The organism is Nocardia sp. NPDC087230, assembly GCF_044744725.1.
GTDB lineage: Bacteria > Actinomycetota > Actinomycetes > Mycobacteriales > Mycobacteriaceae > Nocardia > Nocardia canadensis.
Map to the genome: position 1 here is coordinate 1175152 of NZ_JBIUYV010000002.1, position 23387 is coordinate 1198538.

The following is a 23387-nucleotide window of genomic DNA, read 5'->3' on the forward strand; positions in this document are numbered from 1 at the left end:
TTCGTCGCCTGCGCACCGGCGCCTGATCGGCGGGACGGCCGCGACCGCCGCTGCGCGGCGGACCCTCCTCGAGGTCGGGTCGTGGCTGGTTGCTCGATGACTAAGGCCGGTTCACAGGGTGTTTTCCCTGTGACCCGGCCTTAGTCATATGTCAATCGAGCGAGACGTAGACCTCGACGCTCGTCGGGCCGGTGTAGCGCTCGAGTTCGGCGGTGTGCGAGCGGGTGATGGTGCCCGCGTTCTCCGCCTTGATGACCTGGGCCCACGCTGTGCGCAGGAGGTCGTAGGGCTTGTCGGAGACGACGAACTTGGCGTAGCGGCCCGCGGGGATGCGGGTGAGTACGTCGCCTTCGTCGATGTCGTCGAGCCCGGCGACCTCGTAGCCCAGCACGGCCACGGCGTGATCGTTCTGGCCGATATAGGCCGCGGCGCGGGGGACCGTCTTCTCCCTGGACAGGTACCGGTCCCAGGTGAAGTTCACCAGGTCCAGGTCGCGCGCGGTCACCTCGCGACCGGCCAGCGGCACGGTGAGTCCCGCGATCAGCCCGTCTTCCAGGGTGACGATCTCGAAATCGACGGTCATGGCTACTCGTCCCCCTGCTCCGCGGTCAGCGAGACGTAGATCTCGACCGTGCGCTCGTCCGGATACTGCTCGTAGTCGCCCGCGTAGGCGCGCTCGAACTCCCCGGCGGCCTCGGCGTCCCAGATCTGGCGCCACAGCGCGACGATGGTGTCGCCGCGGTTGTCGCCGGTGGCGGAGAAGAGGGCGTAGCGGCCCGCCGGGATGCGGGCGAGCACGTCACCGACCTGGAGATCGGCGAGGGTCTTGCATTCGTAGCCGACGATATGGGTCAGGTAGGAATTGATTTCCGACGCGAAATCGACGTACCCCGTCGCGATCGGTCCCGGTAACTGCGGTCTCGCCAGCAGGTGCTGCCACGCCTCCACCACCTTCGCGCGGCGTGGCCCCTCCACGGCGAGCGCCGGACTGCGGAGCACTGTGCCCGCGATCAGCGTCTCGGGACGGTCAACGACATTGAAATCCACCTGCGTAGCCCCTATGTCTAGTCTCGTCGTCGCTCGAGCGCATATCTTCCCGCATCGATATGACAGGTTTTGCGCCGGGATCGTTCGACGCGCCGTCGCGTCGCGGCAAACCGGCGGTGCCGACTGGTCGGGCTGGTTCGCGCTCTGGCCAACGATGTTGCCACGTCCGTCGGGGTGTGGGGTCCGGGTGGCCAATCCGTGATCTATCGACCGCCGTCACCGCCCAGTCCGGGGAACAATTCGCCCGGGGTGGCCGGGCGCGGCGCGGGCGGGATGATGATCACCGGCGCCGGGTTGCGCGGGGTGCCGGTCGAGGACGGCGGAGTGATGAGCTCCGGCGCCGGACTGCGCGGCGCGTTCGTCGGCGGGTTGAGGATGTCGTAGGGGCTGCTGCCGCCCGGCGCCGCCGGCGCGGGCGCCGGTCCCGGAATCAGCCCGCCGCCGCCGGTCATCGCGGGTGTGGGGAACTGCTCGATCGGCGTGCCCGCCAGCGCGGTGTCCATCACCTGCTTCCAGATGTCCGAGGGCAGACCGGATCCCCAGATCGCGCCGCCGCGCCCGCTGCGCAGCGGCTGCGGCTGTTCGGTGCCCACCCACACCGCCGTGGACAGCGACGGCGTGTAGCCGATCATCCAGGCGTCCTTGTTGTCCTTCGTCTCGCCGAGCTGGGTGGTGCCGGTCTTGGCCGCCGAGGGCCTGCCCTCGGCCAGCCCGTGTCCGTTGGAGTAGTTGGCGATCGGCGTCATCGCCTGGGTGGTGGCGTCGGCGATGGCCGCGGTGATCCGCTGCTCGGGCTCCGGAAGTTGTTTGCCCACCCGGTTTTCCGGTGCGCCGCGATCGATCAGCACCCGCCCGTCGCCGGTGACGACCCGCTGCACGAAATACGGCTGGTGATAGACGCCCGACGCCGCCAGCGTCGCGTACGCCGAGGCCATGTCCAAGGGACGCACCAGATACTGACCGAGCACGATCCCGTTGAGCGGCGCCTCGCCCGCCTCGGTGAGGGTTTCGACGTCGAGGCCGGGAATGCGCTCGGGGATGCCCGCCAGATGGGCGGCCTCGGCGATCGAGCGCGGGCCGTCGGCCATCGTCATGGTGAGCCGGTAGAAGCTGGTGTTCAGTGAGCGTTTGAGCGCTTCGGTGAGCGCGCAGCGGCCGCACGAGTCGCCGTCGGCGTTGGTGATCGTGGTGCCGCGGTCGACGACGGGAGAGCTGTCGATCGCCCTGGTCGGCGGGATGCCCTGGCGCTGTGCCGCGACGAGGGCGAACACCTTGAACGACGACCCGGTCTGCAACGGCGCCTGGGCGAAGTCGAAGCCCGTGCCGGTCTCGCCGCCGTAGTAGGCGCGCACGGCGCCGCTGCGCGGGTCGATCGAGACGACGGCGGCGCGCAGTTCCGGCGGCTGCCATTCGAGCCGCTGCCGCACGGTGTCGACGGCGCCCGCCTGCGCCACGGGGTCGATGGTGGTGGTGATCTGCAATGCGCCGGTGTTGATGTCGGCGTCGGTCAGGCCCGCCGCGCGCAGCTCGCGCATCACCTGAGTGCGGATGTGTCCCTCCGGCCCGAGCGCCACCGGTTCGGCCGGGATCTCGGGCAGCGGGATGATCGCCGGGAACACCGTCGCGTCGCGCTCGCCGGGCGCGAGCACCTTCATCTCGACCATGCCGTCGAGCACGTACTGCCAGCGTGCCTTCAACTGGTCGAGGTGGTTCTCCGGATCGAGCACCGACGGCGAGCGGATCACCGCGGCCAGCACGGCGCCCTCGGCCAGGGTCAACTCGGGTACCGGCTTGTCGAAGTAGGCCTTCGACGCCGCGGCGATGCCGTAGGCGCCGCGCCCGTAGTAGATGGTGTTCAGATAGGCCGCGAGGATCTCGTCCTTGCTCCACTGCCGCGACATCTTCGCCGCGATGATCAGCTCGCGCATCTTGCGAGTGACGGTGCGCTCGGAGCTGAGGAAGGCGTTCTTCACGTACTGCTGGGTGATGGTCGACCCGCCGCCGGCGTTGTCGTGGCCGAGCAGGTTGTCGCGGGCCGCGCGCAGGAACCCGCTCGTCGAGTAGCCGGGGTTGGTGTAGAAATTGCGGTCCTCGGCGGCCAGTACGGCGTCGCGGACCGGCATCGGCACCTCGGTCAGCGGGATCGGAATCCGATTGCCTTGCGGCGGGATGAATTTCGTCAGCACGGTGGTGCCGTCGGCGGCCAGCACGGTGGCCGGCTGTTCGACCGCGACCTCGGCGGGCTCGGGAATCTCCGAACTCCAGTAGATCGCGAAGAACAGCAGCGCGGGCACGCAGACGAAGATCACGAACAGCGCCAGGATCAGCCGCCGGATCTTCTGTCCTCTGGTACGTGGCGCGCGGGGTTCGTCACCGTCACCGTCGGCGGCCAGCCGGGCGGCCTGGGCCCGTCGCGCCGCGCCCTTGCGCGGCGGTTGATCACGGCCGAGCGGGTCCTTGAAACCGGCGATCGAGGTATACGGCGCGTCCCCACCGGAACGCCTGCGCCCACCCTCGGAGGCCACGACCATCTCCTTCCGGAGCGAGGGGAAGAACTCACCTGTACCGACGTGCCATCGATAGCAAGACTCTACCCGCCGGGCGTCGTGGAACCCGGGAGGAGCGCGTGGGGGCGGCGAACGCGCCGCCCCGCACCGATCAGCTCTTCACGCCACCGGCGGTCAGACCGGAGATGATCCGGCGCTGGAACACCAGGACCATGATCACCAGCGGCACCGTGACGATCACGCCCGCCGCCATGATCGCCGCGTACGGCTGCACCAGCGGATCGTTGCCGGAGAACTGGGCGATCGCCACCGTCACCGGCCGCGTCTTCTCACCCGACAGCAGCCGGGCCAGCAGGTACTCGTTGATCGAGGCGATGAACGCCAGGATCGCCGTGGTGAACACCGCGGGCGCCGCCAGCGGCAGCATGATCAGCCGGAACGCCTGGAACTTGGTAGCGCCGTCGATGCGCGCGGCTTCCTCGAGCTCCCAGGGCAGCTCGGCGAAGAACGACGCCAGGATGTAGACCGTCATCGGCAGCACGAAGGAGATGTTCGGGATGATCATCGCCTGGTAGTGGCCGATCCAGCCCAGATCGGTGAACAGCTGGAACAGCGGCGTCACCAGCACCACGGCCGGGAACATCGAGGCCGACAGGATCAGCCCCGAGACCAGGTACTTGCCCGCGAACGCCATCCGGGCCAGCGCGTAGGCGGCCAGCACGCCGAGCAGCAGCGCCACCGCGGTGGTGGCGGCGCCGATGATCACGCTGTTGAGCAGCGCCTGCCCGAAGTTGTTGCCGCGACTGGTGTCGAAGGCGTTGCGGAAGTTGTCCAGCGTCACGTGGGTCGGCCACGGGGTGCTGTCGAAGGTGTAGGCCTGGTCGCGGAACGCCACGACCGTCATCCAGTAGAACGGGCCGAGCCCCCACACCAGCACGATCAGCACGCCGAGGTACATCCGCACGGTGCCGATCCGCTTGCGCCACGACACCGGCTGCACCGGCGCCTCCGCGCGCTCGACGGGCGCCTCTTTCGTCATCGAGATGCTCATCAGTTCGCCTTCCGCTGTTCTTCCTGCGTGCGAACGGCGTTGGCGCCCAGCACCTTCACCAGCACGAACGCGATAGCGAAGACGAGCAGGAAGGTGATCGTCGAGAGCGCGGCGGCGCTGTTGGGACCTTGGCGCACCTGCTCGACCACCAGGATCGACAAGGTGTTCGTCGACGGGTTGCCCAGCGTCATGATCGCGGGCAGGTCGTACATGCGCAGCGCGTCCATGGTGCGGAACAGCACCGCGACCAGCAGCGCGGGCTTGAGCAGCGGCAGCGTGATGTGCACGAACCGCTGCCACGCCGACGCGCCGTCGACCTTGGCCGCCTCGTACACGTCGGCCGGAATCACCTGCAGGCCCGCCAGAATCAGCAGCGCCATGAACGGGGTCGTCTTCCACACGTCGGCGGCGATGACCGCGAACCGCGACGCCCAGACGTCGGAGGTCCACAGGATGTGGGTGCCGAGCACCCGGTTCACCACGCCGTCGTACTGGAACATGAACTCCCACAGCCGCGCGGTGACGGCGGTGGGGATCGCCCACGGGATCAGCACCGCGGCGCGCAGCAGGGCCCGGCCGCGGAAGGTCTTGCCCATCACCACGGCCATGCCGAGGCCGAGCACCGCTTCCAGCGACACGGTCACCACCGTGAAGAACAGGGTGACCCCGACCGCCGACCAGAACTGGGAGCCGAGCGTGCCCGTCGGGCAGGCGACGACGCCGCCGAGCGTGTTGCACTGCTGCAGCAGCCAGTGCGTGTAGTTGCTCAGCCCGGCGCCGCCGCCCTCGACGAACATGCCGGTGGCCGGGTCGATCCCGGAGTCCTTCTGGAAGGACATGATGATCGCCTGGACCACCGGATACCCGATGACCACGGCCAGCGCGACGAGCACGGGCGTGACGAACAGCCACGCCTTGCCGGATTGTCGCAGTTCCAGCGCTAGCCCGCGCTGCTTGGCTCCCGAAGGATCCGACACCGTTACTACTCTCCTACGGTCTGGTCGGGTCCGCTGCGCGCTCCGCTACGAACCGGCGGTCTCGATGCCCTTTTGCATGCCGGCGACAGCGTCGTCGACGGACTTCGTGCCGTTCAGGGCAGCATAGGCGTTGTCCTGGATGGCCTTCGACACCGCGGGATAGAACGGGGTGACCGGACGCGGCACGGCGCTGGCGATGGACTCCTTCAGCGCGGGCAGGTACGGCATCTTCGCGATCAGGGCCGGGTCGTCGTAGAGCGAGGCGCGCACCGACGGCAGCGCGCCCGAGGCGATGATCTGCTGGGCCTCTTCGCTGATCAGGTAGCGCACGAAATCGGCCGCGGTGGCCTTGTTCTTGGAGAACGCGCTGATCGCGGCGTTGTAGCCACCCAGGGTGGACGCGCCGACGCCGGTGTTGCCGGGCAGCGGGGCCACGCCGAACTTGTCCTTCACCGCGGAGGTGTCGGCGTTGGCCTGGGCGTACAGGTACGGCCAGTTGCGCAGGAACAGCAGCTTGCCGGACTCGAACGCGCTGGCGCTCTCGCCTTCCTTGAAGGTGATGGCTTCCTTGGGGATGTCACCGCTCTTGTAGGCGTCGACGAGGACCTTCAGGCCCGCCTTCGACTCCGGGCTGTTCACGGTGGGGGTCTTGCCGTCGGCGCCGACGAAGCTGCCGCCGAAGGCGTTGATGACCTCGGAGGTGTTCACGGTCAGGCCCTCGTAGGGGGCGAGCTGACCGGCGTAGCAGCCGATGTTGTTGTCGCGCGCCACCTGGCACTGGCCGAGCATCTCGGTCCAGGTGCGCGGGGCGTTGGGGACCAGGTCCTTGCGGTAGTACAGCAGGCCGCCGTTGGTGTTGCGGGGGGCCGCGTACAGGGTGCCGTTGTAGGTGGCGCTGGCCACGGTCGGCGCCAGCAGCGGCGCGGTGTCGATGGCGAAGGTGTCCTTGAGCGGCTGGATCCAGCCCTTCGCGGCGAATTCCGCGGTCCACGGCACATCCAGGGCGACGACGTCGTAGCCGTCCTGCTTGGCGCGGAAGTGCTCGGCGAGGTCGTCGTGCTGCTGGTTGGCGTCGGCCGACTGCTCCTTGAACGTCACCTGCTCGTTGGGGTGCGCGGCGTTCCAGCGATCGATGAGCTGCTTGACCACACCGGTCTCGGTGGTGTCCTTACCTTCGACGTAGGTGATCGGGCCGCGGCCGGTCAGGTTCTGGTCGAGCGCGTTGCCTCCGTTGTCACTCGAGCAGGCACTCGCGAACGATGCGGTAAGCAACGCAATCGAGGCAGCAGCCATCGTCGCTCTGGGGACAAACTTCAAGGCCATCGCAGACACTCCAGGGTCGAGACGTGAGCAGCAGCACACCCGTGCGGTGCACGGGTCAACATACATGGTGGCGGGTCGTCACGTCCGATCGTCCTGTCCAATCACATACTTTCCGGTCAGTTCGCGAACGGATCACAGTCGGTGGGGTGCCCTACTCTCGACGGGGTGACCAGTCCATCGCCGTCGACGCCCGACCGGATGCTCTCGCGCATCGGGGGTTTGCTGCGCAAGGCCGAGGCCACCGACAACGAACACGAGGCCGAGGCGTTCCTGGCCGCGGCCCAGCGCCTGGCCACGAAATCCTCGATCGACCTGGCCGTGGCGCGGTCGCACGTGGCCGACCGCGAGCGCAGGTCCACGCCGGTACAGCGGATCATCCCGATCGGTGAACCGGGGCGAAAGGGACTGCGCACCTACGTCCAGCTGTTCGTCGCGATCGCCACCGCCAACGATGTGCGCTGTGATGTCGCCCGCAGCTCCGCGCAGGTCTACGCCTACGGTTTCGCCGCCGATATCGACACCTGCGAGGCCCTGTACGCGAGCCTGCTGATCCAGATGGTGCGCGCGTCCGATCACTACATCAAATCCGGCGCCTACCGGGAGGCGACCGTCGTCAAGATCGTCGCCGAGAAGCGCTTCGGGCGCACCGTCCGCCGCAAGGTGGAGGCGCCGGTCGCCGGCGTCACCGCGCGCCTGAACTTCCAGATGGCCTTCGCGGCCCGCGTCGGTGCCCGTCTGGCCGAGGTGAAAGCCGAGGTCGTCGCCGAGCAGGTCCCGGCCGAGTCGACCGGCACCGCACTGGCCCTGCGCGACAAGGAAGTAGCCCTCACCGACTTCTACACCGCCACCTCCGAGGCGCGCGGCACCTGGCGCGGGCCGCAGACTTCCACCGGGCACTCGGCCGCCGCGCGCCGGGCCGGCGACCGCGCCGGGCGCGCCGCGCGATTGGGCACCTCACCCGAACTGCCCGCCGCCCGGGCGAAGCTCGGCCGATGAGAGCGGACCTGCTCGGTCGTTCGCCGGGACGGAGCAGCGACGCTGCGATCGTGCGCCCGTCACGGACAGTGCCGCTGCCGACGTCAGTGGGTGCCGCGAGCGGTCCGGGCGACCGGCGCGGGCCCATGTCTTCCGGAGCAGGCCGTGGCCTCGCCTGATTCCGGTCGTCGTCGAGACACCCAGCGGGCCAAGGTCTATGACGGCGAGCAGCTGGTTCGGGGTGTGTTCGATCGTGCGCAGGAGTTCGGGCACCGCACGGTCGAGGTCTACGGTTCGCAGCTCACGCTGCCCGTCGAGCGACGCTTCGCCTCGGTCGAGTCGGTGCAGTCCTACGCGGACAAGGTGCTGGCGCTGAATTGGGTGCGCGCGCGGTGGGACAGGGCCGAGGTGCCGGTTCGGGTCCGCGCACGAGCAGGCGCGTCGGCGGCCCACTACGAACCCGCCGACGCGGTGCTGGCCGTCCCGCTGCACACCGGCGTGACCGCGTGGGCGTTGCGTGAACTGGTAGTGCTGCACGAACTCGCCCACCATCTGGGCCCCGGGCCGGGGGAGGTGCCGCACGGCCCCGAATTCTGCACTCGTTACGCCGAATTGGTGGATGGTGTCATCGGACCCGAAGCGGCCCTGCTGATCCGCGCGACGTTCGCCGGCTGCGGAGTTCGTTTCGGCTGAGGTCGATCCGACCGCCGCTCGCGCCGCCGTCGCCGTCGGGGCCTGAACACGGCGAATCCCGCCGGTCGTCTGGCACCGGCGGGATTCGAGGGTCGGATCAGTCCTCGGCGATCTGCAGGTCGACCTCGATGTTGCCGCGCGTCGCGTTGGAGTACGGGCAGACCTGGTGCGCCTGCTCGGCCAGGGCCTGGGCCTGCTCGCGCGACAGGTGCGGCAGGGTGATCTCGAGCGTGACGGCCAGTCCGAAACCGCCGTTGTCGTTCGGGCCGATCGAAACCTGCGCGCCGACCGCGGAATCGGCGATGTTCGCGCCCGCCTTCTTGCCGACCAGCCGCAGCGCCGAGTGGAAGCACGCGGCGTAACCGGCCGCGAAGAGCTGCTCGGGGTTGGTGCCCGCGCCGTCGCCGCCCATCTCCTTCGGCGGCGCGAGCACGACGTCGAGCTTGCCGTCGGTGGTGCGCGCGGTGCCGGTGCGGCCTTCGCCGCTGGCCAGGGCTTCGGCGGTGTAGAGGACCTGCATGGAAGCTCTCATTTCTCTGTGAGGGTGTCGGTGAGTTTGCGCAGTAGTCCGCGCAGTGCGGTGACCTCGTCGGTGGACAGTCCCGCGATCTGGGCCATCTCGACCGGGATCCGGCACGCCTCGGCGCGCAGGCCCCGCCCGTGTTCGGTGAGCACGACGTCGACGCGACGTTCGTCGTCGGCCGCTCGCCGGCGCTCGACGAACCCGGTCGCCTCCAACCGCTTGAGCAGTGGAGACAACGTTCCCGAGTCCAGTTCGAGCGCCTTGCCGAGCTCGCCGACGCTGCGCCCGTCGCGCTCCCAGAGCGCGAGCATCACCAGGTACTGCGGATAGGTGAGCCCGAGCCGTTCCAGCTTCGGTCGGTAGACCGCCGTCATCGCCCGCGAAGCCGCGTACAGCGGAAAGCACAGCTGCTCGTCGAGGGTGAGTCCGTCGGTCATGACAACAATGTAGCCCACAATTAAGTTGTGCACAACCATTCAGTGGAATGCGACGGCGAGAAACCCCGAGACGTAGGCCACCCCGAACAGCACCGGCACCCACTGCTCGATATGCGACAACGGCCAGTACCGCGCCCGATCCCGCCCCTCCCCGAGTGCCCACCACTCGCCCTTCCAGAACGGCGACGCGGGCAACCGCTCCTCCAGCGCCCCCACTACCTGGTACTTCGCCGCGTTCAGCAGTCGATAGCTGCGCACCAGGTAGAACCAGGCGAAACACTGCCCGAGGACGGCGATCAACGGAATCACCAGCCACCTCGCGGTATCGCCGGGCGGCGACTTCCCGAACACGGTGACCAGGGTGAAGATGCCGGTATTGAGCGTCAGGAAGAACGAGTTCGCCAACCCCCGCCGCGCGCTCACCCGGTCGGCCATCTCCACGCAGAGCCGATACTGCTCGAGGACGGCGCTGTCGTAGGCGGCGGTGCGTTCACCGGCCGCTCGACCGACCGCCGGGTCGTTCCAGAGCCGGTCGCGGAGCTCGGACGCTCGATCGTTGTCGTCCACCGCTCGCCTCCACGGTGTCGCGTGCAGGGTGATCACCCTCCGAGCCTGCCGCCGACGGGCGCGTGGGTCGCGGGTAGTCGACTACTCGGCTTCGCCCGGGTCGATGCGCGTGTGCCGAGGGGATGGACCACCGAGATCGGCGAGCGGGGGCGTCACCGGCGCGGCATTGACCACCCCGGGTCGGCGGACAGCAGCGCGCTGACCCGCTCGTACCGCCGCAACCACCACGCGGTCCGGTCGATATCCGGGTGGCGGTACTTGTCGAGCAATGTCGGATCGGGTTCCGGCGCGGCGGTGGGCACCGGGAGCCAGCCGCCGACCGGGCGCAGCGAATCGGCGACCAGATCGCCTTCGAACAGTGCGAGAGTGCCCAAGCCGCAAGCAAATTCGAGATCCGGCAGGGTGCCTGCCAGCGCGATCTGCGCGGCCAAGCCGACGCTGGTCTCCAACGCTGAGGACACCACGGTCGGCAGCCCGGCGGCCGCGGCGACCGCCAGCGCCCGCCGTACCCCGCCCAGCGGAGTGCATTTCAGCACCGCCACATCCGCGGCACCCGCCACCGCGACCCGCAACGGATCCTCGGCCCGCCGGATCGACTCGTCCGCCGCGATCGGCACGTCGACCCGCCGCCGCACCTCGGCCAGCTCCTCGACCGTCCGGCACGGCTGTTCGACATACTCCAATCCGCCAGCGGCCCGGTCGATCTCCCCGATGTGCCGAACCGCGGTCTCGACATCCCACACCGCATTGGCATCGACCCGGATCGCCCCGTCCCCGATGGCTTCCCGTACCGCCGCCACCCGAGCCAGATCCTCCGCCAACGACCCCGGGTGATCGGCCACTTTCACTTTCGCCGTCGCGCACCCCGACTCCCGCACGATCCGCCGGGCCCGCTCCGCGTCCACCGCGGGCACCGTGCAATTCACCGGCACCCGATCCCGCACCGGCGCGGGCCACCCCACCGTCGCCTGCTCGACCGCGGTAGCCAGCCACCCCACCGCCTCCCGATCGTCATACTCGGGAAACGGGCAGAACTCTCCCCACCCCAATTCGCCCCGAATCAACATCCCCTCACGCACGGTGATCCCCCGAAACCGCGTACGCAGCGGAATCGCATAAACGAACGTCTCGGCACCCACCCCGCGATCGTAGAACCCGCCGGTGTGTCTCAGTCGATGCCCTCGTCCAACTGTTCCCAGGTCAGTACGACGGGAAATGGGGTCAACGTATCGATGGCCGCCGCGTAGTCGTCGGTGCGATTGCGGAATCCGTTCGATACGTACCGTCCCTCGGAGTTGAGGGTGAGCATCTCGATGGACACGGCGGGTCCGTCGTCGTTGGCCATCCGGACGATCCAGTAGTGCTGAATGCCGTAGCGGGCGTATTCGGAGCGCTTATCGATGGTGTCCGCGGTGACAGTGGTCGGTGACACGACTTCGACCACCAGAATGGTGTCGGCGACGGTCGGCTTGGTCTTCCAGCGATTCCGTGGACCAGTCGAACGCTTCGGACACGATGCGATCCTTCGGCTCGGGGCAAGCCTGGTCATCGTACGTCGCCACGGTGACGGAATGCCCGGGTCGGCGTCTGGGACGCCGACCCGGGCGGGGTTTCAGAGGCGTTCGATGATGGTGGCGTTGGCGAGGCCGCCTGCTTCGCACATCGTCTGCAGGCCGTAGCGGGCGCCGCGCTGGTGCAGGGCGTGGACGAGAGTGGTGGTGAGGCGGGCGCCGGACGCGCCGAGGGGGTGGCCGAGGGCGATGGCGCCGCCGTTGACGTTCACCTTGGCCGGGTCGGCGCCGGTTTCCTGGGCCCAGGCCAGCACGACCGGGGAGAAGGCCTCGTTGATCTCGATCAGGTCGATGTCGTCGAGGGTCAGGCCGGAACGGCGCAGCACCTTCTCGGTCGCGGGGATGACCGCGGTGAGCATGAGCAGTGGATCGTCGCCGGCGACGGCGAAGCTGTGCAGCCGTGCCAGCGGGCGCAGGCCCAGCTCGGCGGCGCGTTCGCCGGACATGATGAGCACCGCCGCGCTGCCGTCGCTGACCTGGCTGGCCGAGGCCGCCGTGATCTCCCAGCCGATCTGCGGGAAGCGCGCCGCCATGGCGGGGTCGTAGTAGGCGGGCTTCAGCTTGCCGAGCGTCTCGAGCGTGGAGCCGACCCGGATGCCCTCGTCGGTGTCGAGCCCGTTCAGCGGTGCCAGCTCGGCGCTGAACAGTCCGTCTTTGGTGGCGCGAGCGGCCTTTTCGTGGCTACCGAGCGCGAACTCGTCGAGCTGGGTGCGGGTCAGGCCCCACTTCGCGGCGATCAGTTCGGCGCTGATTCCCTGGGGTACCAGCCCGTCCGGGTAGCGCTCGGTGAAGGCGACGCCGGACGGATCGGCGGCCCCGATCAGATTGGCGCCCATGGGAACCCGGCCCATGGACTCCACACCGGCGGCCACCACGATGTCGTAGGCGCCCGCGATCACGCCCTGGGCGGCGAAGTGGATGGCTTGCTGACTGCTGCCGCACTGCCGGTCGACGGTGGTGGCCGCCACCGACTCGGGATACCCGGCGGCGAGCGCGGCCCGCCGGGTCATGTTGGAGCCCTGTTCCCCGACCTGGGTGACGATGCCGCCGATGACGTCGTCGATCAGGGCCGGGTCGATGCCGCTGCGCTCGACGACCGCGCGCAGGCTGTGTGCGAGCAGGTCGACGGGATGGATGTCGTGGAGCGCGCCGTTCGGCTTGCCCCGGCCGATGGGGGTGCGTACCGCTTCGACGATGACCGCGTCTCGCATGGGAGTCCTCTTTCGACGGTGAGCCAACGCTGGCTCTATCCAACAATAGCTAGCTTAGGCGCTAACTATCATCTCCTCAAGTCAGAGGTGGGTATGATGTCGGTCATGGCAGCCGTGATGGAAGGGCCACTGGCCGATCTGAGCAAGTGGGATACCACGGGCTGTTCGATCGCGCGGGCCATGGACCTGATCGGAACGCGCTCGGCGGTGCTCATCCTGCGCGAGGCGTACTACGGCACCACCCGCTTCGACGGCTTCGCCCGCCGCGTCGGCATCACCGATGCCGCCGCCGCGAGCCAGCTCCGCAAGCTCACCGCGGCCGGGCTCCTGGAAAAGCGCCCCTACCAGGAAGAAGGCAAGCGCACCCGCAACGAGTACGTGCTCACCCAGATGGGCCGCGACCTACTGCCCGCGGTGGTCGCCCTGTGGCAGTGGGGCGACACCTACCTCCAGCCCGGCCCGGCGCCCCTGCATCGGGTCGACGTCACCACGGGTGCGCCGGTCCGCGCCGAACTGCGCAGCGCCGACGGCACCGAGGTCCCGCTCGAGCAGCTCGCTGTCCGCGTCAACCCCGACTACCTGCGCTACCGCGACGCCGAGCGCGCGAAGGGCCGGGACACCTGATCGCCTCGCCCCGAGGGGTGACGCACTCGGTCGTCGCCAGGTGAACCACTCAGGCGGTGAAGACGCCGATGTTCACGTCCTCGGTGCCGAGAGCCTGGAACAGGCTGACCCAGAGGAGAACCATCGGCTCGGTGCTGCGGGCGGTGTGGAGGGGGCCCAGGTCGATGAGCTGATCCGGAGCCCAGCCGAACGCGGTGAGCACCTCGGTGACGGTCTTCTTGGCGGCGGCGTCGTCACCGCTGAGGAAGATGCTGTGCTTGCCCGGGATCCGGCCGGGGTCCACCATCACCTGGTTGTTGGTGGTGTTGAGCGTCTTCACGACGAACGCGTCGGGGAAGGCGGCCTGGAGCGACTCGGCCACGCTGCCCTCGGCGGGCACGACGAGTTTCGGCGGAAAGCCCTGGGAGAAGTCGAGCGGGTTCGACACGTCGACGACGACCTTGCCGCGCAGGTTCGCCGCGCCCGCCGCGGTGAGCGCGGCCAGCGAGACGGTGCCGGAGGTGGCGTTGACGATCAGCTCGGCGGCGGCCGCCGCGTCGGCGAAAGTGCCGTGAGCGCCGCCGGTTTCGGCCGCCCAGGCGGTGGCGTCGGGATTGTCGGCCGTGCGCGACCCCATCGTCACCGTGTGCCCGGTCTCGACCAGCTTGCTCGCCAGCCGACGGCCGACCTGCCCTGTGCCGAGTACTGCTACGCGCATTTTCCGCTACCTCGTCTGTCGCGACCCCCGCCCGGCGAATGCCGGGGCCCGGTCAGCATAGGCCCAGGTGAGGGCATTCGCCGAGCGACTACGCGCACAGCTGAATCGGACGTGCGCGGAGCCGGGCGAGCGACACCGATCGCCCGCCCGGACCGCAGTCAGCGCAGCCGACGACCGTCCACGGCGCTGAAGAAGTACACGTGCTCGGGATCGGTGGTCAGCTCCAGCAGCTCGCCCCTGGCCGGCGGCCTGCGCCAATCCACCCGCGCCACAATGGTCTCCCCGGCCTGCCCGCCCGCACCGTCGGGGAGCGCGCGACCGTAGACGTAGGCGTCGGAGCCGAGCTCCTCGACCACGTCGACCTCCATCCGCAGCCCACCCTTGCCCACCTCGAGGTGTTCGGGCCGGATGCCGAGCACGACCGAGCCCTCGCCCGCGTCGGCCACCGCGCGCGGCACCCGCACCGGGTAGCCGCCGATGGTGACCGTGCCGTCGGCGACGGGCAGCGTGAACAGGTTCATCGCGGGCGAGCCCATGAACCCGGCGACGAACACGTTCGCCGGATCGCGATAGAGATCGCGCGGCGAGGCGCACTGCTGCAGCAGGCCGTCCTTGAGCACGGCGACGCGGTCGCCCATCGTCATGGCCTCGACCTGGTCGTGGGTGACGTAGACGGTGGTGGTGCCGAGCCTGCGCTGCAGCTGGGCGATCTGGGTGCGGGTCTGCACGCGCAGCTTGGCGTCGAGGTTCGACAGCGGCTCGTCCATCAGGAACACCTGCGGCTGGCGCACGATCGCGCGGCCCATCGCCACGCGCTGACGCTGACCACCCGACAGCGCCTTGGGCTTGCGGTCGAGGTACTGCTCGAGATCGAGCAGCTTGGCCGCCTCCAGCACGCGCTGGTCGCGCTCGGCCTTGGACACCTTGGCCAGCTTCAGCGCGAAGCCCATGTTCTCCGCGACCGACATGTGCGGGTAGAGCGCGTAGTTCTGGAACACCATCGCGATGTCGCGATCCTTGGGCTCGGCGTTGGTGACGTCGTTGTCGCCGATCAGGATCCGGCCGCCGTTGACCTCCTCGAGGCCGGCCAGCATGCGCAGCGAGGTGGACTTGCCACAGCCGGACGGGCCGACGAGGACCAGGAATTCGCCGTCGGCGATCTCCAGGTCGAGTGCGTCGACGGCGGGTGTGGTCGCACCGGCGTAGAGCCTGGTGGCGCGGTCGAAGGTGACGGTAGCCATGCGTAGTTCAACATCCCATCCCGGCAGGAACGTGCCGGACGATCCGAGTACAGGGTCGCTGGGATCGTAGCGGCCCGCCCGGACCCGCTCGGTATTTCCGGGTAGCCTCGGGCGCGGAGTCCACCCGAGTGCCGAGGAGCGCGGTATGAGTCGTCCAGTCCGTATCGGAGTCCAGCTTCAGCCGCAGCACGCGCCCGACTACGCGCTCATCCGCGACGCGGTGTTGCGCGCGGAGGACGCGGGCGTGGACATCGTCTTCAACTGGGACCACTTCTTCCCGCTCACCGGTGACCCCGCCGGCGCGCATTTCGAGTGCTGGACCATGCTCGGCGCGTGGGCCGAGCAGACCGAGCGGGTCGAACTCGGCGCGCTGGTCACCGGCGGCGGCTACCGCAATCCCGATCTGCTCGCCGATATGGCCCGCACGGTCGACCACATCAGCGGCGGCAGGCTGATCCTCGGGATCGGTGCCGGCTGGTTCCAGCGGGACTACGACGAGTACGGCTACGACTTCGGTACCCCGGGCACCCGGCTGAACCTGTTGAAGGACAACCTGGCCCGGATCAAGACGAGGCTGGCGAAGCTGAACCCGGGGCCGGTCCGGGAGATCCCGATCCTGATCGGCGGTGGCGGCGAGCGCAAGACGCTGCGCCTGGTCGCCGAGTACGCCGACATCTGGCATTCCTTCGTCGATGTGGACACGCTGGCGCACAAGAACAAGGTCCTCGCCGAGCACGCCGCCGCCGTCGGTGCCGACGCGGACCGGATCGAGCGGTCGGTGCAGTGGCAGGGTCGCGAGCAAGCCGACGCGTTGCACGCCGCGGGTGTCACGCTGTTCACCGTCGGCGTCTCCGGGCCCGACTACGACCTCGGCACCGTGCGCAAGGCCATCGAATGGCGCGACGATGTGAACCCCGAACTCCTGGAAGGCCTCGCCTGACCTGCTGATCCGTCCCGACGCGGGGTGCGCGTAACCCTCGCCGTGCAAGGTTGCGGCTAGGGTCTATCGCCATGGCAGGTGTGCGTGCTGTGCGAACCCGGGCGCGGTTAGCCGCGTTGTTACTGCTCGTCGGCGTGGCCGCGACCGGCTGTGGCGACAGTGGTGACACGGCGACCCGTGATCTGTGTTCCCCACCGGGCGCGAGCGCGGCCACGGCCGCGCCGACCAACCTCGCCTCCTCGGCGACCGCGGGCACCGATCGCTACACCACCGCGACCACCGCGCCGATCGAGTCGATCGATACCGGCAAGCTCGGACTGCTCAATCCCGGGACGCTCAGCGTCGGCACCCTGTCGGACGCGCCGCCGAGCATCTGCGTGAACGGGCAGGGCACGTTCACCGGCTTCGACAACGAATTGCTCAGGGCTATCGGCGAGAAGCTCGGACTGCGGGTCGAGTTCTCGGGTACGGAGTTCGCCGGTCTGCTCGCACAGGTCTCGGGCAAGCGGTTCGACGTGGGCTCGTCGAACATCACCACCACCGACGCCAGGCGGGAGCTGGTCGGTTTCACCAACGGCTACGACTTCGGCTACTTCTCGCTGGTCGTGCCGCAGGGCAGCGCCATCAAGGGCTTCGGTGATCTGAGCGGCAGCACCAGGATCGCGGTCGTGCAGGGCACCGTGCAGGACGAGTTCGTGGTCAACCAGCTGAAGCTGGACCCGGTGAAGTTCCCCGACTACAACACCGCCTACGCGAATCTGAAGTCGGGCCAGGTCGACGCCTGGGTCGCCCCGTCGGCCCAGGCCGAGGGCGCGATCAAGCCCGGCGACGGAATCGTGGTCTCGGAGAACACCTTCAGCCTGGACAACTTCGTCGGCTACGCCGTCGCCAAGAACAATCAGCCGCTCATCGACGCGCTGAACTCCGGCCTGGACGCGGTGATCGCCGACGGCACCTACGCCCGGCTCTACGAGGACTGGGTGCCGCGTGAACTGCCGCCGGGCTGGAAGCCCGGCTCCAAAGCCGTGCCAGCCCCGCAACTTCCGGACTTCGCCGCGATCGCCGCGGCGCAGGAGCCGGGGCAGGCCGAGCAGGCGGTGCAGAAGTCGACCCTGCAGCAGTTGAAGGACACGTTCTTCGACTGGTCCCTGTACCGCAAGGCCTTTCCCGATCTGATCAAGACCGGCCTGCCGAACACGCTGATCCTGGCGCTGGTGTCGGGCGTGCTCGGCACGGTGCTCGGCATGATCCTGGCGGTGATGGGGATCTCGCGCACCCGCTGGTTGCGCTGGCCCGCCCGCGTCTACACCGACATCTTCCGTGGTCTGCCCGCCGTCGTGATCATCCTGCTGATCGGCCTCGGCATCGGCCCGGTCGTCCGCGACATCACCGGCGGCAACCCGTACTGGCTCGGCGCGATCGCGCTGGCGCTGCTCGCGGCCGCCTACATCGGCGAGATCTTCCGCTCCGGCATCCAGTCGGTCGAGCCGGGCCAGCTCGAAGCCGCCCGCGCCATCGGTTTCGGCTACCGGCAGGCGATGACGCTGGTAGTGATCCCGCAGGGGGTGCGGCGGGTGCTGCCCGCGCTGATGAACCAATTCATCGCGCTGATCAAGGACTCGTCGCTGATCTACTTCCTCGGCCTGCTCGCCTCCCAGCGTGAGCTGTTCGCTGTCGGCCGCGACCTCAACGCCCAGACCGGCAACCTGTCCCCGCTGGTCGCCGCGGGCCTGATGTATCTCGTGCTGACCATCCCGCTCACCCACCTGGTGAACTACATCGACGGGCGGATGCGCACCGGCAAACCGACGCCCGCCGACCCGATCGAGCAGGCTGTCATCACGGAAGGACGCGGCGCATGAGTGCCTCCTTGACCGGCACCGGCCTCCACCTGACGCTGGGCAACAACCACATCCTGCGCGGGGTCGACATCCACGTCGAGGCCGGCCACGCGACGACCGTCATCGGCCCGTCGGGCTCGGGCAAGTCGACCCTGCTGCGGGTGCTCAACCGCCTGCACGAGCCCGATTCCGGCGACGTGCTGCTCGACGGCAAGTCGGTGCTGCGCGACGATCCCGACAAGCTGCGTCAGCGCATCGGCATGGTCTTCCAGCACTTCAACCTGTTCCCGCACAAGACGGTCGCCGACAATGTCGCGCTCGGCCCGCGCAAGCTGCGCGGGCTGTCGGCCGAGCAGGCGCGGGCGCTGGCGCTGGAACAGCTCGAGATCGTCGGGCTCGCCGGCAAGGCCGACGCCAGGCCCGCCGCGCTGTCCGGCGGCCAGCAGCAGCGCGTGGCCATCGCCCGCGCGCTGGCCATGAAGCCGGAGCTCATGTTCTTCGACGAGGCCACCTCGGCGCTGGACCCGGAGCTGGTCAAGGGAGTGCTCGCGCTGATGGCCGACCTCGCCTCGGGCGGCATGTCGATGATCGTGGTGACCCACGAGATGGGCTTCGCCCGTAGCGTCTCCGACAGCGTCGTGTTCATGGACCAGGGCGTCGTCGTGGAGACCGGCACCCCCGACGCCGTGTTCGACGACGCCGCGACCCCGCGCCTGCGCCGCTTCCTCGACCAGGTCCTCTGACCAGGTCGAACGCGGTTATGGCAACACATGCGCAACTGTTAATGTCGAGGGTGTTCCAGCGTGAATCGACCGGTACGAGTACAGGGAGAGCACCGATGACAACGGCACATGTCGAGCATCCAGAACACACCCACGTCCACGGCCCCACCTGCGGGCATGTCGCGGTTCCGCACGAAGATCACGTCGACTACGTCCACGACGGCCACCTGCACCGCGAACACGACGGCCACTTCGACGAGTGCGAGACCACAGCACACGTCCAGCACTCCACCCACGACCACGTCCACGGCCCCGGATGCGGGCATGTCGCGGTGCCACACGGTGACCACGTCGACTACATCCACGACGGCCACCGGCACGCGGCCCACGACGGTCACTACGACGACCACTGATCCGCTGACCGCCGTCGCGCGCCCGCAATACTGTCGGCTCGACGGCCGAGCACCCGCCGGATACTGTTCGGTGTCCTGGCGGTCAACCGAATGTCTGCCGATTCAAGTTTCTGGGGAGAGCTCGGCGGATGGTCGGAACAATCAGGCGCGCACTGGCTTCGGGGACCGCCGCGTGCGTGCTGGCGGTATGCGCCACCGTCCTCGGCGCGGGCAACGGCCTGGCCGAGGGCGGTGATCCGATCGTCGAATCGAAGAAGCTGCTCGCGACGCCGACCACGGCCGACGGCTCGCACATCGTCTCCAGCCGGATCGGCGAGCGCGATCTGAGCATGCTGGTCTTCTCGGCCGCGATGAACAAGGCCGTCACGATCAAGGTGCAGCGACCGAAGGACGCCTCACGGCCGCGACCGGTGCTCTACCTGCTCAACGGCGCGGGCGGCGGCGAGGACCGGGCGACCTGGTGGCAGAACACCGACGTCGGCGATTTCCTCGCCACCAAGGACGTCAACGTGGTGATGCCGATCGGTGGCGCCTGGGCGTACTACACCGATTGGCAGCGCGACGACCCGACGCTGGGCCGCAACAAATGGCGCACCTTCCTGCTCGACGAGCTGCCGCCGCTGGTCGATCAGGCCCTCGGGACCAACGGCGTCAACGCCATCGCCGCGAACTCGATGACCGCGACGGCCGTGCTCCAGCTGGCCGAGGCCAGGCCCGGCTTCTATCAGTCCGTCGCCGGATACAGCGGGTGCGCGCAGATCGCCGATCCGATCGGTCAGCAGTTCACCAAGCTGGTGGTGCAGACCTACGGCGGCGGCGATGTGCGCAATATGTACGGCGCCGACGACGACCCGGCGTGGGCTGCCAACGATCCGGTGCTGCACGCCGAGAAACTGCGCGGCACAAGGCTGTTCGTCTCCGATTCCTCCGGTCTGCCCGGCCCGCACGACAGCGTCGACGATCCGTACATGATGAACCCGACCCCGGCCGGCCTGGCGAATCAGCTCATCGTCGGCGGCGTCATCGAGGCCGCGGTCAACTGGTGCACCCGCAATCTGGAGACCAGGCTCGGCGAGCTGGGCATCCCGGCCACCTTCGACCGCCAGGCCACCGGCACCCACTCGTGGGGTTACTGGCGCGACGCCTTCCATCGGTCGTGGCCGGTGCTCGCCGCCGGCCTCGGCCTGCCCGAGTAGGTCCTCAGTCGGTCACGGTGGCGAAGGCCGCCCAGAGCAGCGGTGAGTTCTCGGGGGCCGGGTCAGCTCGCCACGCGTCCAGCCGCGCCCGCTGCCAGGTCAGCAGCGTGGGGACCGGTGTGGACGAATCGTGCGCCGTGTCGACGGCGCAGATGGCGGCCTGCAACGGAGACCCGGTGGCGGCGGTCAAGGTGTGGAAGGCGTGATCGGTGGGCAGCGGCCACCGGGTGGCGGTCACCAGTTCCGCGCCGGCCGACAGCGCGGCCGTGGTGAGGCCGAGGGCCTCGGTGAAGCGCAGGTCACCGCCGCTCTCGCAGGCGATCAGGGCGACCCGGCTCGGCATCGGCCACAGCGCGCGGCCGGCCGTGGGGGCGGGGTCGATGGTGTGCGTGCCGAGCAGCAGGTCCTTGGCCGACAGCGGACGATGGGTGCGGGTGGGGGTCGCCAGGCCGCGTGCGTCGGCGGTGCAACTCAGGTGCAGCTCGGCGTGCTCGCTCTCGCCCGACTCGGGCGGCGGCGCGGTGACATGGCCGACGTAGACGAGTCGGCTGGCGCCGGCCCGCAGCGCCGTGGACAGCCACTCGCGGTCGGTGTCGGTGCGGCGGAACAGGGCGACCGGATCGCCGACGTGCGGGACCAGCCTGCCGTCGTAGCGGCTGAAATGCTGGGCCACCAGGGTGTCGGCGCTCGGCCTGCCGAGGACCGAGCCCAGCTCGGAGTCCGCCCGATAGCCGGGCACGCGCGGATCGAGCACCGCGACGACCGGTAGATCGGCGGTCTCGGTCCAGCGACGCACGACCCGTTCCGGCGCGTGTACCACCGAGGCGGGCGCGAGCAGACTGACATCGGCGATATCGAGCAGCCGGAGTTCGGGATCGGGCGCGATGATCTCCCACGGCACCTGCGCCAGGCGTGGCGAGGGCTGGATTCGCAGGTGCGGCCGGATGCCGCGCTGGGACAGCTCGTAGAGCTGCACGGCGAGCCCATAGGGCAGCAGGGCCCGGGAAAGCGCCTGGGCCAGGTTCTTTTCCGCGGCGGGGTTCGCCAGCGCGCCCTCGGTCATCACCCGCCGCAGCTCGTCGGGACGCGCCGGGTCGGGGACCGCGTCGCCCAGCAGCCGCAGCACCTCGCGAACCTGATCCCTGGGCAGGGTACCGACGCCACGGGCGGCGGTGTCGTCGTCCCACCGCCACGACACGTAGACATCGCCGGCGTCGGCCATCCTGATCACGGCGGTCGGGGCGTTCATAGCGTGATCACCCGGTCATCGCGCACCGGCCGCGCGTAGCGTCGCTCGGCGTAGGAGATGAAGTCCGACAGCACGATGCGGCCGTCGTCGGACAATCGCGGCGGTGGTGCGACGGGAATGCCCGCGGCGGCGGCGACGTCGGCGAGGGCCGCGCCGAGCTGGAGCGCGGGCGCGAAGACGGGCTCCTCGTCGGGGGCGTCGAGCAATTCGAATCCGAGCGTGGGCGTGACCGTGTCGTCGAAGGCCGCCGGATCGAGACTCGTTCCCGCGCACTGGGTGTCGATCAGATCGCTGACCAGTTGCCCGTCCCCGGACAGCACCGCGAAGCGGAAGGCCAGCCGCATGGCAGGCGCGGCGACGGCGCGATGCCAGTGCTCGCGCTGGTTGCCGTTGGGCAGGGTGTGGCGCACCGCGTCGATCGCCAGCGCGGCGGGCACCGCGAGCCCGACCCCCTGCGCGACCAGCGCCGGATCCGGGTGCGTGGCCCGCTCGATCGCGGTGTGCAGCAGTTCGGCGTGCCAGTAGTCGAGCTGGGCGCAGTGCAGGCCGAGGGCGTGTGCCGAGTACTCGGCGAAGGCCGCCGCGAGCAGCTCCTCGCAGCGCCGCGGGTCGCCGAGGGCGAACAGCACGGTGGCCAGTCGCAACCGGACGTCGGCGGCGTCGAGGACCACCCCGGTGCTGTCGAAACGATCCAGTGCCCGCAGGTAGTGGGTGCGCGCGGCGACGTAGTCGCCGCGGCCTTCCGCGAGGAAACCCAGCGTCTTGTAGCCGATTCCGGACCAGTGCCCCAGCTCGGCGCCCTCGAAGAATTCCTGGCTGGAGCGCAGCGGCTCCTCGGCCTCGTCGTAGCGCCCCGCCCTGACCAGCATGATCGCCAGGTTCTGCGACGCCTCGGCGACCGCGGCCTGATCGCCGGTCGCGGCGAAGGCGCTCATCGCCTGCCGGGCGAAGTCGAAGGCCATCTCGTGCCTGCCGGTCTCGAACGAGCTCGCGGCCAGGTTCATCAACGGATGGCCCGCCAGTCCCGGCGCGAAACGTTCGGTCGCGCCCAGTGATTCGTGCGCCAGCTCGGCGGCGTGCGCCCACTGCCCGCGGTGCAGCGCCACCGCGGTCAGCGAGAGCAGGCAGGCCACCCGGACCATGCCCTGGTCGGTGGTGTCGGCGAGCAGCTCGCGCGCTTGCTCGAGCGACTGCTGCGCCGCGTCGAGCTCACCGAGATGCTGTTGCGCCTGCGACAGGTTGACCAGGGCGGCGGGCCGCTGGTGCGCCGCGTCCTCGGGCAGCACGGCCAGCGCGGTCTGGAACAACTCGACCGAGCGCCGATGCTCGCCGATCTCGTCGGCCATGCTCGCGGCATTGATCAGCGCCGCGCTGCGCAACCGCGGCGCCGCGCCGTCGGCCACCCGCTCGAAGATCGCCAGCGCGCCGACGAGATCGCCGCGCTGATACGCCTCGTACCCCTCGGTGAGCTGGGCATCGTCCTTGTCGGAGGTCTTGCCTACCGCTGCCATCTGCTACCTCGCCTCGGTCGGGGACGGTCGTCGCGTTCGGCTGTCGTGGCCCGCGCCGTCGCGGCGCTCGA

At 69.4% G+C, this 23387-nt stretch carries 24 protein-coding genes; 8 read left to right on the forward strand and 16 right to left on the reverse strand.

The annotated features are described in order from the left end of the window. Window positions 1–151 precede the first annotated feature (151 nt). The 6 genes from ACIO52_RS11630 to ACIO52_RS11655 form a co-directional block, all read right to left on the reverse strand. The gene (locus ACIO52_RS11630; RefSeq protein WP_218718587.1) at window positions 152–583 is read right to left on the reverse strand and encodes a GyrI-like domain-containing protein; all 432 of its coding nucleotides are present in this window, start codon (window positions 581–583) and stop codon (window positions 152–154) included. A 2-nt stretch (window positions 584–585) separates the two neighbouring features. After that, on the reverse strand, window positions 586–1047 hold the full coding sequence (locus ACIO52_RS11635; protein ID WP_218718586.1) for a GyrI-like domain-containing protein: 462 nt from the start codon (window positions 1045–1047) through the stop codon (window positions 586–588). 203 nt (window positions 1048–1250) lie between these two features. Then, window positions 1251–3578 carry a transglycosylase domain-containing protein gene (locus tag ACIO52_RS11640; RefSeq protein ID WP_342800550.1) on the reverse strand — a complete coding sequence of 776 codons (2328 nt, stop codon included), beginning with the start codon at window positions 3576–3578 and terminating at the stop codon, window positions 1251–1253. 127 nt (window positions 3579–3705) lie between these two features. Then, window positions 3706–4593, reverse strand: a complete 888-nt coding sequence (locus ACIO52_RS11645; protein ID WP_374104861.1) for a carbohydrate ABC transporter permease — start codon at window positions 4591–4593, stop codon at window positions 3706–3708. Between the two features lie 11 nt (window positions 4594–4604). Continuing rightward, window positions 4605–5582 (reverse strand): carbohydrate ABC transporter permease, encoded by a 978-nt coding sequence (locus ACIO52_RS11650; protein ID WP_218718583.1) that lies wholly within the window; start codon window positions 5580–5582, stop codon window positions 4605–4607. Window positions 5583–5627: 45 nt separating this feature from the next. Continuing rightward, complete coding sequence (locus ACIO52_RS11655) at window positions 5628–6905, reverse strand: ABC transporter substrate-binding protein (protein ID WP_218718582.1); 1278 nt, start codon at window positions 6903–6905, stop codon at window positions 5628–5630. 198 nt (window positions 6906–7103) lie between these two features. Between ACIO52_RS11655 and ACIO52_RS11660 the strand changes: the two genes are divergently transcribed. Both ACIO52_RS11660 and ACIO52_RS11665 read left to right on the forward strand, forming a co-directional pair. After that, window positions 7104–7901, forward strand: a complete 798-nt coding sequence (locus tag ACIO52_RS11660) for a DUF2786 domain-containing protein (protein ID WP_402643604.1) — start codon at window positions 7104–7106, stop codon at window positions 7899–7901. Between the two features lie 144 nt (window positions 7902–8045). Next, a complete protein-coding gene (locus ACIO52_RS11665) occupies window positions 8046–8573 on the forward strand; it encodes a TIGR04338 family metallohydrolase (protein ID WP_316573036.1) in 528 nt (175 codons plus the stop codon). A 97-nt stretch (window positions 8574–8670) separates the two neighbouring features. Here the strand turns inward: ACIO52_RS11665 and ACIO52_RS11670 are convergent, their stop codons facing one another. The 6 genes from ACIO52_RS11670 to ACIO52_RS11695 all read right to left on the reverse strand — a co-directional run bounded on the left by ACIO52_RS11670 (window position 8671) and on the right by ACIO52_RS11695 (window position 12882). Continuing rightward, window positions 8671–9093: an organic hydroperoxide resistance protein gene (locus tag ACIO52_RS11670; RefSeq protein WP_218718580.1), complete on the reverse strand. Its 423-nt coding sequence runs from the start codon at window positions 9091–9093 to the stop codon at window positions 8671–8673. 8 nt (window positions 9094–9101) lie between these two features. Next, window positions 9102–9533, reverse strand: coding sequence for a MarR family winged helix-turn-helix transcriptional regulator (locus ACIO52_RS11675; RefSeq protein WP_402643391.1), 432 nt, complete (start codon window positions 9531–9533; stop codon window positions 9102–9104). 39 nt (window positions 9534–9572) lie between these two features. After that, on the reverse strand, window positions 9573–10100 hold the full coding sequence (locus ACIO52_RS11680; RefSeq protein ID WP_218718578.1) for a hypothetical protein: 528 nt from the start codon (window positions 10098–10100) through the stop codon (window positions 9573–9575). Between the two features lie 152 nt (window positions 10101–10252). After that, a complete protein-coding gene (locus ACIO52_RS11685; protein ID WP_402643394.1) occupies window positions 10253–11239 on the reverse strand; it encodes an o-succinylbenzoate synthase in 987 nt (328 codons plus the stop codon). A 29-nt stretch (window positions 11240–11268) separates the two neighbouring features. Next, entirely contained in the window at window positions 11269–11649 is a 381-nt protein-coding gene (locus tag ACIO52_RS11690) for a Uma2 family endonuclease (RefSeq protein ID WP_316573033.1), read from the reverse strand. Between the two features lie 63 nt (window positions 11650–11712). Next, entirely contained in the window at window positions 11713–12882 is a 1170-nt protein-coding gene (locus ACIO52_RS11695; RefSeq protein ID WP_402643397.1) for a thiolase family protein, read from the reverse strand. A 105-nt stretch (window positions 12883–12987) separates the two neighbouring features. On the opposite strand from ACIO52_RS11695, the gene ACIO52_RS11700 reads away from it, so the two are divergent. After that, window positions 12988–13506 carry a winged helix-turn-helix transcriptional regulator gene (locus ACIO52_RS11700; RefSeq protein ID WP_402643400.1) on the forward strand — a complete coding sequence of 173 codons (519 nt, stop codon included), beginning with the start codon at window positions 12988–12990 and terminating at the stop codon, window positions 13504–13506. A gap of 49 nt (window positions 13507–13555) precedes the next feature. Here the strand turns inward: ACIO52_RS11700 and ACIO52_RS11705 are convergent, their stop codons facing one another. Both ACIO52_RS11705 and ACIO52_RS11710 read right to left on the reverse strand, forming a co-directional pair. Beyond that, window positions 13556–14203 (reverse strand): NADPH-dependent F420 reductase, encoded by a 648-nt coding sequence (locus ACIO52_RS11705; protein ID WP_402643403.1) that lies wholly within the window; start codon window positions 14201–14203, stop codon window positions 13556–13558. A gap of 158 nt (window positions 14204–14361) precedes the next feature. Further along, window positions 14362–15444, reverse strand: coding sequence for a sn-glycerol-3-phosphate ABC transporter ATP-binding protein UgpC (locus tag ACIO52_RS11710; RefSeq protein ID WP_316573031.1), 1083 nt, complete (start codon window positions 15442–15444; stop codon window positions 14362–14364). A 145-nt stretch (window positions 15445–15589) separates the two neighbouring features. Here ACIO52_RS11710 and ACIO52_RS11715 point away from each other — a divergent pair, with 145 nt between their 5' ends. The 5 genes from ACIO52_RS11715 to ACIO52_RS11735 all read left to right on the forward strand — a co-directional run bounded on the left by ACIO52_RS11715 (window position 15590) and on the right by ACIO52_RS11735 (window position 20556). Beyond that, the gene (locus ACIO52_RS11715; RefSeq protein ID WP_218718571.1) at window positions 15590–16384 is read left to right on the forward strand and encodes an LLM class F420-dependent oxidoreductase; all 795 of its coding nucleotides are present in this window, start codon (window positions 15590–15592) and stop codon (window positions 16382–16384) included. Between the two features lie 71 nt (window positions 16385–16455). Further along, a complete protein-coding gene (locus tag ACIO52_RS11720; protein WP_402643407.1) occupies window positions 16456–18246 on the forward strand; it encodes an ABC transporter substrate-binding protein/permease in 1791 nt (596 codons plus the stop codon). Beyond that, window positions 18243–18968: an amino acid ABC transporter ATP-binding protein gene (locus ACIO52_RS11725; protein WP_218718569.1), complete on the forward strand. Its 726-nt coding sequence runs from the start codon at window positions 18243–18245 to the stop codon at window positions 18966–18968. Before ACIO52_RS11720 ends, ACIO52_RS11725 begins: the two co-directional genes overlap by 4 nt. Window positions 18969–19063: 95 nt before the next feature. Further along, window positions 19064–19360 (forward strand): hypothetical protein, encoded by a 297-nt coding sequence (locus tag ACIO52_RS11730; protein ID WP_218718568.1) that lies wholly within the window; start codon window positions 19064–19066, stop codon window positions 19358–19360. Window positions 19361–19488: 128 nt separating this feature from the next. Continuing rightward, a complete protein-coding gene (locus ACIO52_RS11735; protein ID WP_342800557.1) occupies window positions 19489–20556 on the forward strand; it encodes an alpha/beta hydrolase family protein in 1068 nt (355 codons plus the stop codon). Between the two features lie 4 nt (window positions 20557–20560). Here the strand turns inward: ACIO52_RS11735 and ACIO52_RS11740 are convergent, their stop codons facing one another. After that, window positions 20561–21805, reverse strand: coding sequence for a CHAT domain-containing protein (locus ACIO52_RS11740; protein ID WP_402643411.1), 1245 nt, complete (start codon window positions 21803–21805; stop codon window positions 20561–20563). Further along, window positions 21802–23316 (reverse strand): tetratricopeptide repeat protein, encoded by a 1515-nt coding sequence (locus tag ACIO52_RS11745; RefSeq protein ID WP_402643414.1) that lies wholly within the window; start codon window positions 23314–23316, stop codon window positions 21802–21804. Before ACIO52_RS11745 ends, ACIO52_RS11740 begins: the two co-directional genes overlap by 4 nt. Between the last annotated feature and the right edge of the window lie 71 nt (window positions 23317–23387).

Bases quoted from the DNA above. Each gene is read 5' to 3' on its own strand.
- ACIO52_RS11630 (WP_218718587.1), bottom strand. From the start codon at position 583: ATGACCGTCGATTTCGAGATCGTCACCCTGGAAGACGGGCTGATCGCG.
- ACIO52_RS11640 (WP_342800550.1), bottom strand. From the start codon at position 3,578: ATGGTCGTGGCCTCCGAGGGTGGGCGCAGGCGTTCCGGTGGGGACGCG.
- ACIO52_RS11645 (WP_374104861.1), bottom strand. From the start codon at position 4,593: ATGACGAAAGAGGCGCCCGTCGAGCGCGCGGAGGCGCCGGTGCAGCCG.
- ACIO52_RS11655 (WP_218718582.1), bottom strand. From the start codon at position 6,905: ATGGCCTTGAAGTTTGTCCCCAGAGCGACGATGGCTGCTGCCTCGATT.
- ACIO52_RS11660 (WP_402643604.1), top strand. From the start codon at position 7,104: ATGCTCTCGCGCATCGGGGGTTTGCTGCGCAAGGCCGAGGCCACCGAC.
- ACIO52_RS11670 (WP_218718580.1), bottom strand. From the start codon at position 9,093: ATGCAGGTCCTCTACACCGCCGAAGCCCTGGCCAGCGGCGAAGGCCGC.
- ACIO52_RS11675 (WP_402643391.1), bottom strand. From the start codon at position 9,533: ATGACCGACGGACTCACCCTCGACGAGCAGCTGTGCTTTCCGCTGTAC.
- ACIO52_RS11690 (WP_316573033.1), bottom strand. From the start codon at position 11,649: ATGACCAGGCTTGCCCCGAGCCGAAGGATCGCATCGTGTCCGAAGCGT.
- ACIO52_RS11695 (WP_402643397.1), bottom strand. From the start codon at position 12,882: ATGCGAGACGCGGTCATCGTCGAAGCGGTACGCACCCCCATCGGCCGG.
- ACIO52_RS11700 (WP_402643400.1), top strand. From the start codon at position 12,988: ATGGCAGCCGTGATGGAAGGGCCACTGGCCGATCTGAGCAAGTGGGAT.
- ACIO52_RS11705 (WP_402643403.1), bottom strand. From the start codon at position 14,203: ATGCGCGTAGCAGTACTCGGCACAGGGCAGGTCGGCCGTCGGCTGGCG.
- ACIO52_RS11710 (WP_316573031.1), bottom strand. From the start codon at position 15,444: ATGGCTACCGTCACCTTCGACCGCGCCACCAGGCTCTACGCCGGTGCG.
- ACIO52_RS11715 (WP_218718571.1), top strand. From the start codon at position 15,590: ATGAGTCGTCCAGTCCGTATCGGAGTCCAGCTTCAGCCGCAGCACGCG.
- ACIO52_RS11720 (WP_402643407.1), top strand. From the start codon at position 16,456: ATGGCAGGTGTGCGTGCTGTGCGAACCCGGGCGCGGTTAGCCGCGTTG.
- ACIO52_RS11725 (WP_218718569.1), top strand. From the start codon at position 18,243: ATGAGTGCCTCCTTGACCGGCACCGGCCTCCACCTGACGCTGGGCAAC.
- ACIO52_RS11730 (WP_218718568.1), top strand. From the start codon at position 19,064: ATGACAACGGCACATGTCGAGCATCCAGAACACACCCACGTCCACGGC.
- ACIO52_RS11735 (WP_342800557.1), top strand. From the start codon at position 19,489: ATGGTCGGAACAATCAGGCGCGCACTGGCTTCGGGGACCGCCGCGTGC.
- ACIO52_RS11740 (WP_402643411.1), bottom strand. From the start codon at position 21,805: ATGAACGCCCCGACCGCCGTGATCAGGATGGCCGACGCCGGCGATGTC.
- ACIO52_RS11745 (WP_402643414.1), bottom strand. From the start codon at position 23,316: ATGGCAGCGGTAGGCAAGACCTCCGACAAGGACGATGCCCAGCTCACC.